Here is a 14,417-nt window from a genome sequence, read left to right as displayed (position 1 = left end):
GCAACCGGGTGCCCCCTAACCGACTCATAACGGCCCGGCCCGTCCGGGGGCCCCTGCTGGGTGTTTTCGTTGGGGCTCCCGGGGGGGGGGTCGATCGGAGACCCGCCGCCGGGGAGCCGGCGGAGTGGAGCCGGAGCTCGTCAGTAGCGCCAGCGGACGGCCTCGATGAGCTCGGCGTCCGTGTGCATCGCGAACACCTCCGCCTCCGCCCGACGGACGGCCAGCACGGTCTCGTACAGCTCGGGGCCGAGTGCCCGCCGCAGCGGTGCGGACTTCTCGTACGCGTCGACCGCCTCCGGCAGGCTCGCCGGGAGGCGCTCGGCGGCGTCGAGGGCGGCGGGGTCGCTCGTGGTCTCGGGCGGGAGGGGCAGGCCGGCGTCCAGGCCTGCGAGTCCGGCGGCCAGCACGCCGCCGATAACCAGGTACGGGTTGGCCGCGGCGTCGAAGCACTTGACTTCGGCGTTGGCCTGCCGGGCCGTGGAGCCGGTGATCAGACGCAGTGCCGCCTCACGGTTCTCCAGGCCCCAGCAGCGGTAGGCCCCGGCGAAGTGGGAGGGGACCAGCCGCAGGTAGGAGGCGGCGCTGGGTGCGCCGAGGGCGAGCAGGGAGGGCAGCTCGGCCAGGACGCCCGCGAGGAACTGCTCGGCCTCGGGGTGCAGACCGTGGCGGCCGGGGCCGCCGTGCCCGAGGTTCAGGCCCGCTCGCCAGAGGCTGAGGTGCAGGTGGGCGCCGTTGCCGATCGCGCCCTCGGTGAAGACGGGTGCGAACGAGACCCGCAGGCCGTGCCGGGCGGAGACGGCCCGGACGGTGTGGCGCACCAGCATCGTGGTGTCGGCCGCCTCGACCGGCCCCTCGGCGGCGACCGAGACCTCGAACTGCCCGGCGCCGTACTCGGGGTGGAGCTGGAGCACGGCCAACCCCTGGGCGGTGAGGGCGCGCAGCACCTCCCGCAGGTAGTCGGAGTGCTCGACGAAGCGCGTCATCCCGTACGCGGGGCCGGTCGTCGCGGGGGCCCCGGCGGCGTCGGCCACCACCCACTCGATCTCGATCCCGGCCCGCACCGAGAGCCCGCGCCGTTCGACGGCCTCGGTGACCCGGCGGGCGAAGTGGCGCTGGCAGCCGGGGTGCGGGGTGCCGTCCTGGGTGTAGCGGTCGGCCGGGGCCCAGGCCCAGCCGGGCTGGGCGGCGAGCGGGGTGAGCCGGTCGAGGTCGGGGACGAGCCGCAGGTCGCCCACCGGGCCGGTGCTCGAAGGCGTCGTCGTGAAGGTGTCGTCCACCAGGGCGACGTCGAAGCAGGGGACGGCGCCGACACCGTACTCGGCGGCGTGTTCGAGCTGGGCGAGCGGAACGGACTTCACCCGGGTGAGCCCGGCGTTGTCGACCCAGCCGAACACCACTCCGTCGATTCCGGTGGCGGCGAGCTGGGCTTCGGCCTCCCGGGCCCGGGAGGCCCGCTCGGCTCGGGGGTACGTGGTGGTCATGCCGCCCATGCTGGCGTTCGCGGCAGCCGATGGGCCAGCCGGCGGCCGGGAGTTCACTCGTCCGTGAACGGCCGGCGCTGCGACGTGACACGGGAGCCGCCGGGGGCGGTCGGGCGATGGCCGGGGACGGCCCTGCGTTGTGCCGGGTGAACGGGGGGATGACACTGGCAGGGATCGGTTGTCGAGTGCCGTTGCGGAGGGCCGATGCGACGGGACGGACGCATGGCGGGCCTCCTGCTCGCAGCGCTGAGCCGGGACTGGCTCGGGGTACTGGTCGCGGTGCTGGTGGTGGGGGTGGGTGGCGCGCTGCTCGGGGTGGGGGCGGCCTGGGCGGTGGCGCTCGGTGGTCTGGTGATGGCCGTCGGTGTGCTGCTGGCGGCGGGGGCCGCTCGTCACCTGCTGCTGGTGGCCCGGGAGGCGCGGGTGAATCCGCCGCCGGGGCGGCTGGTGGACGTGGGCGGCCACCGGATGCACATCCTGGGCGAGGGGGAGGCCGCGGGCGGGCCGACGGTGGTCTGGGTGCCCGGCGGGCACGCCCCCGGTGCGGAGTTCCGGGAACTGCACAGGATGCTGTCGGCCCGCGCCCGGTCGGTGCTGGTCGACCGCTTCGGGACGGGCTGGAGCGATGTCGGGCCCTTCCCGCGGACGACGGCGGCCGAGGCGGAGGAGCTGCCGGCAGCGCTGGAGGCGGCGGGGGAGCGGGCCCCTTTCGTGTTCGTCGGCCATTCCTTCGGAGGGTTACTGGTCGCGAACGTGGCCAGGCGTCGGCCGGATCTGGTGGCCGGGCTGGTGCTGCTGGACCCGACTCCGCTGGAGGTGATCGCGTTCGCGCCGACCAACCGGCTGGTCGCGGGGATGCGCCGCGGCTTCCTGCTGACGGCGGTGCGGCAGCTGTTCGGTGCACCCGGAAGCCCCGGAAGCCGGACCGGGCAGGGCTGCGCCGCCGCGTCGGTCTTCGCCGAGCTGTCGCCGTCCGGGCTGGCGCGGGTGGGCTGGGAGACCGTGGTGTACGACGGGGATCTCGGGGACCTGCCACTGGTGCTGGTGATACCCCGGGACCTCATCGGCGGTGAGGCGGTGCTGGCCGGCGCCCGGGACGCGGTCGAGGCCGAGCGGATCAGCCGCTTCTACCTGCGGACCAGGGTCCGGTACCTGGCGGCGTCGTCGGCGTCCCGGCTGGTGTACACGCCGGAGGGGACCGGCCACGACTTCCCGCGCGAGGCGCCCGGGTTCGTGGTCGGTGTCGTCGATGACCTGGTGCGGGACCTGCGGGTGATCAGCCCATGACCGTGCGCGCGGAGCCGGTCCGGACGGGGCGGCGGCGGGAGAAGGCGCCCAGGTCCACGACGGTGCCGGTGTGCTCGCAGCGGTGGCGGACCGGGTCGCCGTCGTGGTCGTGGCCGGCCTCGACCCGGTCGATCAGGGTCGCCAGGTAGCGGCCCACCAGTGGGGCGTTCTTGAACTGGTTGCCGCTCGTGCCCATGGCGACGTACCAGCCGTCGAGGGCGGTCCGGTCGTAGATCGGGGTCCAGTCGTCGGCGACGTCGTAGACGCCCGCGATCCCGAGGGGCCGGTTGGGGACGCCGATCGCCGGGAAGCGGCGCGCGGCCCGGGTCACCTGGTTGTGGAAGCGCCGGGCGGTGGGGCGGGGGTCGGCCCGGTCCGGGTCGTCGATCCACTCGGGCGGGTCGCAGTCCGGCTGGGTGCCGCCGACCAGGAGGCGGCCGCCGGGGGCCGGTCGGAGGTAGGTGCCGAGGTCGAGGTCGGCGACGACGGGACCGGCGGCGGAGTCGCTCGGAGCGGGGACCTGGTGGACCTCCTCGCGCATCGGGCGCACGCCGATGGTGAAGTCGCCCCCGGCGCCCGCCAACCGGTTGAGGGCTCCGGACCACGGCCCTGCGGCGTTGACCACGACCGGTGCGGCGATCCGGGTGCCGTCGGCGAGCCGGATGCCGCTCACCCGGTCGGCGGTCCGGTCGACGGCGGCCACGGTGGCGTGGAACAGGAAGCGGGTGCCCAGCTCGGCCGCCGCGTCCGCGAGGTTCTGGGCGGCGAGCTGGGGATCGTCGACGAACCCGGCGTCCGGGGTGAACAGGGCGCCGAGCTCGCCGGTCGGTCCGGCGAAGAAGGCGTCGTCGTCCACCGGCTTCGGCGGCCAGTACCGCCCGGCGTCGATCCCGGGCAGGTGCCGGCGCAGCGCGGCGGCGTCCCAGCGCTCGTACGGGACGCCGGCGCGGTCGAACAGGGCGGTGACGGCGGAGGGCTCGGCGTTCGGGGAGTCGAGCAGCACGGCGCCGGTGCGGTGGAAGGCGGCGAGCGGGCGGCGGCCGGTGAGCCGCAGGTGGTCGGGCCAGGACGTCCAGAGGTGCCGGGCCTCCCAGGCCGTGGCGACGCCGTCGAAGGTGGAGTAGTTGAACCGGATGATCGCGCTGGAGGCGCTGGTGGAACCGTGGCCGACGGCGCCGGCCTTGTCGACGACGAGCACCCGCCGCCCGGTGCGGGCGAGTTCCAGGGCGACGGCGGCGCCGATCACGCCGGCGCCGACCACGACGGCGTCCGGTGGGCGGATGGTCATCGGGGGCCCCTCAGGCTCGGTACGGAGGCGAGCAGCGTCCGGGTGTACGGGTGGTGCGGTGCGTGCAGGAGGGCGTCGGTGGCGGCGGTCTCGACGATCCGGCCGTGCCGCATGACCGCCACCGTGTCGGAGACGTGGCAGACCGCGGGCAGGTTGTGGCCGATGAACAGCATGGTCAGGCCGAGCCGCCGCTGGAGGTCGCGGATCGTGTTGAGGAGGGCCGCCTGTACCGAGACGTCGAGCGCCGAGGTGATCTCGTCGGCGATCAGCAGGCCCGGTCCGACGGCCAGGGCGCGGGCGACGGCGACCCGCTGGCGTTGGCCGCCGGACAGCTCCCGCGGCAGGCGGTCGGCGAGCCGGGGGTCGAGGCCGACGAGTTCGAGCAGCCCGGTGACCCGGTCGGCCCGGGCCTGCCGGTCGAGCCGGTGGAAGACGGTGGCCGCCTCGGCGAGCGTCCGGCGGACCGTCATCCTCGGGTCCAGTGCGGTGTCCGGGTCCTGGAGGACGACCTGGACCAGGCGGCCGAGCCTGCGCCGGTCGCGGACGGTGCGGACCCGGACCTCCCGGCCGTCGAGCAGGACCCGGCCCCCGTGCACGGGGACGAGGCCGACGATCGCGCGGGCCAGGCTCGACTTCCCGGAGCCGGATTCGCCCACCAGCCCGAGCGTGCTGCCGGACGGGACCTCCAGCGAGACGCCGTCGACGGCGGCGACCGGGCCGCGCGGGCCGTGGTGGCGGACGGTGAGGTCGCAGACCTGAAGGGCGGTCATGACGCGGCCACCTCCACCCCCACCGGTACCGGGTTCCAGCACGAGACCCGGTGGACCGCGTCCAGGTCCTCCAGTGGCGGGGCCTGCTCGGCGCAGCGGTCGTGGCGGCGCGGGCAGCGGGGCTCGAACGGACAGCCGGGGGCGGGTGCGAGCAGGTCGGGGGGTGCGCCCTCCACGGTCGGCAGCGGGCGGTCGCGGTCCGCGGTGAGGTCCGGCACCGAGGCGACCAGGGCCCGGGTGTAGGGGTGCCGGGCGCCGTCGGGGAGCCGGTCGGCGGGCAGGGCCTCGACGACGGTGCCCGCGTACATCACCAGGACACGGTCGCAGAACTCGCCGACCAGCGCGACGTCGTGGCTGATGAACAGGACGGCGGCGGCGGTCTCCCGCCGGAGGTCGGCGAGCAGGCCGGTGATCTGCCGCTGCACGGTGACGTCGAGTGCGGTCGTCGGCTCGTCGGCGATGACCAGCTGCGGCCGCAGCATCAGCCCGGACGCGATCATCACGCGCTGGCGCTGGCCTCCGGAGAGCTGGTGGGGGCGCGAGCGCAGCAGCGCGGGGGGAAGGCCGACCCGGCGCAGCGCCTCGGCGGCCTCCGCGGCGGCCTGCGCCCTGCTCGCGCCGCGGTGGGCGCGGACGGTCTCGGTGAGCTGGGTGGCGATCCGCAGGGACGGATTGAGCGCGGAGGCGGGGTTCTGGAAGACCGTCGCCAGAGCGGTGGCGAGGTGGCGGTCGCGTTCCCCGGGCGTCATGGCGGCGAGGTCGGCGCCGAGCAGGCGCAGGGTCCGCCGGGTCATCCGGGCCCGGTCCGGGAGCAGGTCGGCGATGGCGAGCGCGGTGAGCGACTTGCCGGAGCCGGACTCGCCGACGAGCCCGACGATCTCGCCGGGGCGCAGCGACAGGCTCACGCCGCGCACCGGCCGGATCACCCCGTCCGGGGTGGGGAGTTCGACGCTCAGGTCCTCGACCTGGAGCACGAGGCCGCCGTCGGCGGGCCCTCCCCCGGCGCCCCCAGCCTGACGGCCGGGAGGTGCCCCCATCGGCCGGGGGGACCCCCATGGTGCGATCGGCGGAGGGGACGTCCGGGGGGCCGGGCTGCGCCGGGCGGCGCGGCCTGCGAGGACCTCGCCGAGGAGTTGGAAGGCCATGGCCGCGTAGAGGACGGCCAGGCCGGGGGCGAGGGCGGGCAGCGGCTGGGCGTAGATGCGGTCGAGCCCCTGGTTGAGGAGCTGCCCCCAGTCGTAGGCGGGCGGCTGGACGCCCAGGCCGAGGAAGCTCAGCCCGGAGAGCGCGACGAGCGCCGTGCCCGCCGCCGTGGTGGTGCTGAGCAGCAGCGGTTCGGCGATGTTGGGCAGCACGTGTCGCCACAGCAGCCGGTGCCGGCGCAGGCCGAGGACGCGGGCCGCGGCCAGGTGGTCGGTGCCGGCCACGGCGGCGGCGAGCGTCTGGGCGAGCCGGGCGAAGCCGGGGACGCCCGCGACGGCCAGGGCGAGCACCGCCCCGGCGGCGCCCGCGCCGAACACGACCGCGAGGAACAGGGCGACCAGCAGCGCCGGGAAGGCGAGCAGCAGGTTGATCAGCGCGCCGAGCCACCGACGGGTGCGGGGGCCGACGACGGCGGTGGCCGCGCCGAGCAGGACGCCGCTGCTCGCGGCGAGCAGGGTCGCGGCCAGCGCGAGCAGCAGGGAGGGGCGGGTGGCGGCCAGGACCCGGGCGAGCACGTCCCGGCCGAGGTTGTCGGTGCCGAACGGGTGTGCCGCGGACGGGCCCTGCAGCACCGCCGAGGGGTCGGGGCGGCCGGCCGCCGACCCCCACAGCAGGGGGCCGGCCAGCGCGAGCACCAGCAGCGAGGCGAGCATGGCCGCCGCGGTCCAGGCCATCGGCGAGCGCGGGCACCGGCTAAGACCGACCGGCAGAAGGTGCATGAGGGCCTCAGCTCTCCCGGATCGTCGAGCGGGGGTCCAGCAGGGCGAGCAGCACGTCGACCAGGAGGCCGCAGAGCAGCACGGTGGTGCCCAGGACCAGCACCATGGCCTGGATCACCGGGTAGTCCTGGGTCGCCACCGACTGGGCCAGGGCCGATCCGATGCCGGGCCAGGCGAACACCTTCTCGACCAGCACCGTGCCGGCGATCACGCCGGGCAGCAGGCTCCCGGCGACGGTCAGCGCGGCGGTGGCCGTGTTGGGCGCCGCGTGCCGCAGGTAGCGGCGGGCGGGGGACAGCCGCTTGCTCCGGGCGGTGCGCAGGTAGTCCTCGCCCAGCACCCTCAGCGCCTCGACCCGGACGATGCGCGCCAGGACGGCCGTCGGCGCGAGGGCGAGTGCCAGGACGGGCAGCACGTAGGATCCGGCGCCCGCCGCTCCGGCCACCGGCAGCAGGTGGAGGCCGACGGCCAGCAGCGCGGTGAGCCCGGCCGCCAGGACGAAGTCCGGTACTCCGGCCACGCCGGCGGTGACCACGGTGAACGCCAGTTCGGTGCGCGGATGCCGCCCGTCGCGGGTGCGGACGGCGGCCAGCAGACCGCAGGGCAGGGCGACGGCGAGGGTGACCAGGAAGGCGAGTCCGGCGATCTCCAGGGTGGCCGGCAGCCGGGTGCGGACCAGCTCGGCGACCGGCGTGCCGGTGACCAGCGAGGTGCCGAGGTCGCCGTGCAGCAGGCCGTCGAGGTAGGTCCGGTACTGGGCGAGGAAGGGCGCGTCGAGCCCGAGGCTGTGCCTGTGGGCCGCCACCAGGGCGGGGTCGGCGTCGACCCCGAGGGCGGCGCGGACCGGATCGCCGGGCACGAGGCGGATCATCGCGAACGACGCGGTGAGCACGACGGCGAGGGAGAGCAGCAGCCGGGCGGTGCGGCGGCCGAGGAACGCGGTCCAGGGGTGGCGCAGCAGCGGGGGTGCGGGCACGGTGGGTCCCCCGGTCACCGGTGGAGGCGGATGCTGGTGGGGACGATCCCGCCGCCGAAGGTGGTGGCGAAGGCGGTGCGGTGGCCGTAGACGGTGCTCCGGCCGTCGGCGATCGGCAGGGCGTCGGCCGAGCGGAGGAGCGCGGCGGCGGCCCGGTTCCAGGTGTCGCAGCCGGCGGTGTCGGCCTCGTGGAGCGCCCGGGTGACCAGGGCGTCGTACTCGGGGTTGGCCACACCGGCGAAGTTGAGGCCCTGGGCGGGGGTGGGGCCGGAGAAGAACGGGACGAAGCCGACCGGCAGGGCGAAGCCCGGGGTGCTGCCGACCACGATGTCGAAGTCACCGCTCCGGTACATGGCGTTGGCGAGGGCGGGCAGGCTCTCGGTGACCTGCGTGACGTCCGCGCCGAGCGCCGTCCAGGTGTGGGCCATCAGCTCGGCGACGGACGGCAGGGTCGGGCCGAGGTCCGGGCTGGTGATCAGACGCAACCGCAGTGGCCGGCCGTCCTTGGTCAGCGGGCCGGCGCCGTCGCGGGTCCAGCCGGCCGAGCGCAGCGCCTCGGCGGCGTCCTGTGCGGGCAGGTGGGAGGCGGCGAGGTCGGCGTGGCAGAGGGATCCCTCGGCACCGAAGTCGGTGGCGGGCCGGCCGGTGCCGCCGACGGCGACGTTGGCGAGGCCCTGGCGGTCGAGCGCGGACACCAGGGCGCGGCGCAGCGCCGGGTCGGCGAGGGCGCGGCCGGGGCGCTGGTTGAAGAAGGTCAGCCCGACCACGGTCGCCACGTCGGAGGTGGTCAGGCCGTGGCCGGCGAGTCGGGCGCGGTCGGGCCCGTTGACGCCCGCGATGTCGATGCCGCCGGTGAGCAGCAGGTTCGCGGCGGTGGACGCCTGGGGCACCACCGAGAGGACGATCCGGGCCGGCAGGCCGGGTTCGGCGGTGGTCGCCCCGGCCGGGCCCCAGGTGTAGCCCTCGCGGACGGTGAACTCGTAGGGCCCGCCGGGGGAGTAGCGGGTGAGCACGTACGGGCCGGTGCCGTGGGTGGCGCGTTCCAGCGACCCGGGCCGGTCGAGGCCGGCGGGGCAGACGATCGGCAGCAGGCCGAGGGTGCGGGTCAGGAACGGGAAGGGCGCTGCGGTGGTCACGGACACGGTGCCGGTCCGGTCGTCGGCAGTGGTGGTGAAGGGGACGTTCGGCAGGACGGTCCGGGCGCCGGGCAGTCGGTGGGCCGGGTCGCCCGCGTGGTCGAGCGCCCGCGTCACGGCGGAGGCGGTGAGCGGGGTGCCGTCGGAGCAGGTGATACCCGGCCGGAGGGTGAAGGCGGCCGTGGTGGTGGCCTGCCACGAGGTGGCGAGGCCGGAGACCAGGGTGCCGTCGGGAGCGACGTTGACCAGCGAGTCGTAGGCGTAGCGGGCCTGGCCGGCGCCGAAGGTGGAGTACGGGTCGAAGCTGGGCGTCTCGCTGGACCCGGCGATCCGGACGGTCCCGCGGTCCACCAGGGGCGTGGTCGTCGAGGAGGTGGCGACGCCGCTGCAGCCGCTCAGCGCGACGGCCGAGGCGGTGAGGACGGCCGCCGGGGCGACCGGCAGGGTGCGTCGGGGCATGGGCGCCATGGTGCCACCGGTGCCGGCCGCGGCGAGGCGACGGCGGCCCGGCCGGACGCGCGGAGCGGCCCGGCGGCCCGGCCGGGAGCCGCGGGCGGCGGCCGGGAGGAGCGGTCACGATTCACCCTTTCGAGGGGTGTCGCGGTCGGTGTCTCCTGGTCCGGGCCGCCCCGTGGCCGGTCGTCGCCAGGATGGTGGCATGAGGACGAACGAACCGGGCCGGGGGATCAGTCGTGCGGCCGACCACTACTGGGAGTTCCTGCTGGCGCGCGACCCGATGCTGAGGGTCCGCCAGGGGCTTGCGGTCGAGACGCTGCCGGGCGCGTCGCTCGCCGAGGCCGAGGAGCGGGCGCGGCTCGCCGAGGACGTCCTCGGCCGGGTCCGCGCGCACGACGGCGCGGAGCTGCCCGGCGCCGACGCCGACACCGCCGCCTTCCTGGCCGGACTGGCCGAGCAGGAGCTGCGGGCGCACCGCTGCTACTGGCTGACGCCCGCCGCGACGCCGTACCGGCTGTTCCCGCTGTCGCTGTACACCGACGCGGTGCTGCGCCCCTTCCGCTTCGTCGAACGGGCGGACGCCGAGCGGTACGTGGCGCTGGTGCGCGAGCTGGCCCGGGTGGTCGGCTCGATCGGCGCCAAGGTGGCGGGGCAGGCGGCGCGCGGCTTCCGGGTGCCGGCACCCGCCCTGGCCGGAGCGCGCGCCACCGTCGCGGGCCTGCGGGCCTCGGTGACGAGCCGGGTGGAGGTGGACGGGGACCGGCTCGGCGGGCTGGGGCCGGCCGGGCGCGGACAGCTCCGGGACGGCGTACGGCGGCTGGTGGAGGACGACGTGGCACCGGCCTTCGACCGGCTGCTCGCCGTCCTCGACGATCCGGCCTACCGGCGTGCGGCGCCGCAGGAGGTCGGCTGGGCACGGTACGAGGGCGGCGAGGAGGCGTACCGGGACTTCGTCCGGACCCACTCCGGGGGCGACACCGCGCCCGAGCGGCTGCACGAGCTCGGCCGGGAGCAGTGCGGCGAACTCGCCGAGCGGATGCGGGAGGTGCGCGCGGCGCTGGGCTTCCACGGCTCCGAGGCCGAGTTCCACGAGCGGCTGCGGACCGAGCCCCGGCTGCACGCCCGGACGCCGCAGGAGGTGGAGGCGCGCTACCGCGGCCACCTCGAACGGCTGGCCCCGGTGCTGCCGCGCTGGTTCGCCGTGCTGCCGCAGGCTCCGTACGGGCTGGCGCGGCTGGATCCGGCGCTGGAGCCGGGGATGACGTTCGGGTACTACGAGGCGCCGACCGCGGCGGACCCGGTCGGGCGCTACCGCTACAACGGTTCGGACCTGGAGCGGCGGTCCCTGCTGGGCTCGGCCTCCCTGATCCACCACGAGCTGGCGCCGGGGCACCACTTCCACCTCGCCCGGCAGGCGGAGAACCGGGAGTTGCCACAACTTCGCCGCGAGGTGGCCGAGTTCGGCGCGTTCAACGAGGGCTGGGCCGAGTACGCGGCCGGCCTCGGCTGGGAGATGGGCCTCTACGAGGACCCGTGGGACGCCTACGGGCGCCTCGCCCAGGAGCGGTTCACCGCGCAGCGACTGGTCGTCGACACCGGGCTCAACCTGGGGACGATGGACCTGGAGCAGGCGCGGGACTTCATGCGTGCCAACTCCACCGAGGCGGACGGCCAGATCGCCTCGGACCTGCTGCGCTACGCCACGGACCTGCCCGGGCAGGCGCTGTCCTACCGTGCCGGCTACCTGGAGTTCGGCGGGCTGCGGGCGCGGGCCGAGGCGGAGCTGGGTGGCGGGTTCGACGTGCGGGCCTTCCACGAGGCGGTGCTGGGGGGCGGCGCGCTGCCGTTCCCGGCCCTGCGCCGGAGGGTGGCGCGCGAACTCGGCAGCCGCCATGAAGGCGATCTCTGGTAATAGGTAAATAGTGAAAGTGATTCGCCCGGTGGGTGGTTCTCCGGCAATCCGTGGCGGTCGGAACGTGGAGAGCACTCGCATGAGTGAAACCGGCCGGACTGTTTGGCCTCGATGGACATGCCTGGACTACGGTGATCGAGGAACGGGCGGTGCGCCCCGTCGAGAGGAATTCGACCCGGCAGGTAATCCGGCACGGGAATCGAGAATTCCGGAAACGGGTGTTTCCGTCCGTCCCGCTGTGCGCGCTCCGGAGTTCGCAGCACCCGGGGTCTCCTGTCGTACGTCTGCGTAGAGAGGTTGGAGCATCATGCCGCCCGTCGTTCCGCCGTTCCTGATCGGTCTCATCGTCGCGCCACTGGCCAAGCGTCTCCTCAAGCCGCTGGTGCGCGGTGTCGTCAAGACCTCCGTCGGTGTCGTCATGGAGGTGAAGAAGGCGGCCCATGAGGCCGGGGAGAACATCCACGACCTCGCGGCCGAGGTGGCTGCCGACATGGTGGCGGCGCAGCTCGCCTCCGGTGACGGCCACCGGCCCGCCGAGAGCGCGGCCTCGAACGGCGAGACGGGCGACGCCCCCAACGGCGAGAAGGGCGATGCCGCCGGCCGGGTCGAGGGCGAGGCCAGGACCCCGAAGATCCGGGCGGCCGCCGGGGTCGGCCCCGGCAAGGCGCACTGACCCTCCAATCGCGGCCCGGCCCGCCGCCTGGGCGCGTCCTCCGGCAGATTCCCGGGGGACGTGCCGACGCGGCGGTCGGCCGTGGGCCTTTCGGTCGCACCCCTCCTTCCGTCGGAATTCCACTCCGTCGCAGTAATCCGCCGTGCGCAGAACTTTGCCGTGCCCGTCGACGGACTACCCGCGACCTCCGCAAACAGGTGATCGTACACATGCCATCTCTGCTGGGTGCCGCAGCCGGATTCGGCCCCGTGGATTCGGGCGCGAGCCCGCGCTCGGTCATTCCGGGCCGCCAGCGCTGGGACGTCAAACTGGTGATCGGGCGGCCCAGGACGGCCGAAGTCCTCGCCGCGGCCCTGCGCCGCGTCCCCGGGATCACCGCGGCCCAGGCCAACCCGGTCACCGGTGGCGTCCTCGTCCGACACGACGTCCGGGTACCCGCCGCGGAGATCGGCCGGATCATGCGCCGGGCGGTCGCCCTGGTCGCGCAGGGGCCGGCCAGGACGCGACCCCCGGCGCCGCCGGCCCGTCCGGCCGCCGAACCGGCCGCACGACCGGACCGGGGCCTCGTCGTGCGCCCCGTCCTCGCCGTCGGCGGCGGGGTGGCGGCCGGCGCCGCCCTGGTCCGCGGGTCGGCGCTGAGCAAGCAGCTGGTGGCAGTCGGCGGGATCGCGGCCGCGACCGCGGCCGTGGTCCGGAAGGCCTGGCAGGGGGCGGTCGACACCGCCCGGGACGCGGGCGGGGCCGGAGCCGCGCGCCACCCCCTGCTGGAGATCGTCGGGCCGCACCGGCGGCGGCTCTACCGGGCCGCCGCACTGTCCGTCGCCTGCCAGGTCTCGGAGATGGCGCTCGGCACCTTCCTCGGCTGGACCGGGCTGGTCCTCATCAAGGGCGAGGCGGCGCCGCTGGTCGGCCTGGGCCTCACCACCGCGTCTGCCCAACTCTGGGGCCTGGCCGGGATGGTGGCGCTCGCCTGTGCCGCCGTGGCGGGCCTCTCGTACTCCTCGAACCTCCAGTGGCGCCGACTCGGCCAGGACATCGAGCACGACTGGCGCAGCCGTACGTACCAGCACGTCCAGCACCTCGAACTGGCGCACCTGGAGGGTGAGCGGACCACCCGGGTGGCCGGCGCCCTCACCGACGACGTCGGCCAGCTGGGCGCCTTCTTCGCCGGCCCGGCCAACGACGTGCTGCAACTGGGCACCAGCCTCGCCCTGCTGGTGCCGGCGTTCCTGCTGCTGGCACCGCAGATCGCCTGGATCGCGTTCCTGCCCATCCCGGTCGTCGCCTGGCTCTCGCTGCACCACCAGGAGAAGGTCGCGGCCGACTACGCGGTCTCCGGCGAGCGCCGCGCCAGGCTGGGCAGCCAGGTGATCAACTCGCTGGAGGCCGGCGCCACCGTCAAGAGCTTCTGCACCGAGGACTACGAGGCCGGACGCATCGACGAGTTGAGCGAAGCCGCCCAGGAGAGCAACCGGCAGACCGACCGGAGCACGATCCGCCACGCCGAGACCGTCCGCGCCTGCACCACCGCCTCGATGGCCGGCACCCTGCTGATCGGCGGCCGTTCGGTGCTCAACGGCACCCTGCGCTTCGAGGTGTTCAGCCCACTGATCGGGCTGCCCCAGATGCTGCTGATGCGGATGAGCCGGCTCGGCGGCATCGCCGACCAGTACCAGCGCACCCTCACCTCCTACGACCGGGTCCAGCGGCTGCACGCCCTGCCCGTCGAGACCGACGGCAGCGGCGAACCGCTCGAAGCCGAGAAGGTCCAGGGCGAGATCGTCCTCGACGACGTGACCTTCGCCTACCCCGACCGGCCGCCGGCGCTCGACAACCTGTCGCTGACGATCCCCGCCCAGCGGACCACCGCCATCGTCGGCGCCACCGGCTCCGGCAAGACCACCATCGCCAAGCTGCTGATGCGCTTCCAGGACGCCGACTCCGGCGCCGTGCTCCTCGACGGCCGGGACGTGCGCGACCTGCCGCGGCGGGACCTGCGCAACGCCGTCGGGTTCGTCGCCCAGGACCCGTTCCTCTTCGACGGAAGCATCGCCGACAACATCCGCTACGGCAGCTTCGGGGCCTCGGACGAGGCCGTGGCCGAGGCCGCCGCGATGGCCGAGGCGCACACCTTCATCTCGACGCTGCCGGACGGCTACGACACGCTGATCGGCGAGCGCGGCGCCGCACTCTCGGGCGGCCAGCGCCAGCGGATCGCCCTGGCGCGGGCGATCCTCAAGGACGCGCCCGTCGTGATCCTGGACGAGGCCACCTCCGCCGTGGACAACGAGACCGAGGCCGCCATCCAGCGCACCCTCCGCGGCTTCGCGGCCGACCGGACGATGGTCATCATCGCCCACCGGCTCTCCACCGTCCGCCACGCCGACCGGATCTACGTCATGGACAAGGGCGGCATCGTCGCCGAACAGGGCACCCACGACGAACTCGTCGCCCGGCACGGACTCTACGCATCCCTCTGGAAGCTCCAGGCCGGCGAACCCGCCGCCTGACCGCAG

General features: G+C 75.2%; 10 protein-coding genes. 4 read left to right on the top strand and 6 right to left on the bottom strand.

Features of this window, described 5'->3' with window-relative positions; genetic code table 11:
* Positions 1-140: 140 nt before the first annotated feature.
* A complete protein-coding gene (locus tag ACWGB8_RS20255; protein WP_452214900.1) occupies positions 141-1,481 on the bottom strand; it encodes a glutamine synthetase family protein in 1,341 nt (446 codons plus the stop codon).
* A gap of 222 nt (positions 1,482-1,703) precedes the next feature.
* Here ACWGB8_RS20255 and ACWGB8_RS20250 point away from each other — a divergent pair, with 222 nt between their 5' ends.
* On the top strand, positions 1,704-2,768 hold the full coding sequence (locus ACWGB8_RS20250; RefSeq protein ID WP_452214899.1) for an alpha/beta fold hydrolase: 1,065 nt from the start codon (positions 1,704-1,706) through the stop codon (positions 2,766-2,768).
* Here the strand turns inward: ACWGB8_RS20250 and ACWGB8_RS20245 are convergent.
* Genes ACWGB8_RS20245 through ACWGB8_RS20225 form a run of 5 tightly spaced genes read right to left on the bottom strand, consistent with a single transcriptional unit; the run spans position 2,758 to position 9,319 of the window.
* Positions 2,758-4,056, bottom strand: a complete 1,299-nt coding sequence (locus ACWGB8_RS20245; RefSeq protein WP_452214898.1) for an NAD(P)/FAD-dependent oxidoreductase — start codon at positions 4,054-4,056, stop codon at positions 2,758-2,760. The two genes, ACWGB8_RS20250 and ACWGB8_RS20245, sit on opposite strands and share 11 nt — an antisense overlap.
* Positions 4,053-4,826, bottom strand: a complete 774-nt coding sequence (locus tag ACWGB8_RS20240; protein WP_452214897.1) for an ABC transporter ATP-binding protein — start codon at positions 4,824-4,826, stop codon at positions 4,053-4,055. Before ACWGB8_RS20240 ends, ACWGB8_RS20245 begins: the two co-directional genes overlap by 4 nt.
* Positions 4,823-6,703 (bottom strand): dipeptide/oligopeptide/nickel ABC transporter permease/ATP-binding protein, encoded by a 1,881-nt coding sequence (locus ACWGB8_RS20235; protein ID WP_452214901.1) that lies wholly within the window; start codon positions 6,701-6,703, stop codon positions 4,823-4,825. Before ACWGB8_RS20235 ends, ACWGB8_RS20240 begins: the two co-directional genes overlap by 4 nt.
* A 52-nt stretch (positions 6,704-6,755) precedes the next feature.
* Positions 6,756-7,742 carry an ABC transporter permease gene (locus ACWGB8_RS20230; RefSeq protein ID WP_452214896.1) on the bottom strand — a complete coding sequence of 329 codons (987 nt, stop codon included), beginning with the start codon at positions 7,740-7,742 and terminating at the stop codon, positions 6,756-6,758.
* A complete protein-coding gene (locus ACWGB8_RS20225; protein ID WP_452214895.1) occupies positions 7,739-9,319 on the bottom strand; it encodes an ABC transporter substrate-binding protein in 1,581 nt (526 codons plus the stop codon). The genes ACWGB8_RS20230 and ACWGB8_RS20225 overlap by 4 nt, the downstream gene beginning before the upstream one ends.
* Before the next feature lie 199 nt (positions 9,320-9,518).
* On the opposite strand from ACWGB8_RS20225, the gene ACWGB8_RS20220 reads away from it, so the two are divergent.
* The 3 genes from ACWGB8_RS20220 to ACWGB8_RS20210 all read left to right on the top strand — a co-directional run bounded on the left by ACWGB8_RS20220 (position 9,519) and on the right by ACWGB8_RS20210 (position 14,411).
* The gene (locus tag ACWGB8_RS20220) at positions 9,519-11,228 is read left to right on the top strand and encodes a DUF885 domain-containing protein (protein WP_452214894.1); all 1,710 of its coding nucleotides are present in this window, start codon (positions 9,519-9,521) and stop codon (positions 11,226-11,228) included.
* Between the two features lie 307 nt (positions 11,229-11,535).
* Positions 11,536-11,901 (top strand): DUF5132 domain-containing protein, encoded by a 366-nt coding sequence (locus ACWGB8_RS20215; RefSeq protein ID WP_452214893.1) that lies wholly within the window; start codon positions 11,536-11,538, stop codon positions 11,899-11,901.
* Positions 11,902-12,110: 209 nt separating this feature from the next.
* A complete protein-coding gene (locus ACWGB8_RS20210) occupies positions 12,111-14,411 on the top strand; it encodes an ATP-binding cassette domain-containing protein (RefSeq protein WP_452214892.1) in 2,301 nt (766 codons plus the stop codon).
* The last annotated feature ends 6 nt before the right edge of the window (positions 14,412-14,417 follow it).

This window comes from Kitasatospora sp. NPDC054939, from assembly GCF_053610105.1.
Note: the sequence above shows the minus strand (reverse complement) of the source record. Positions and strands in the feature narration are given on the sequence as shown.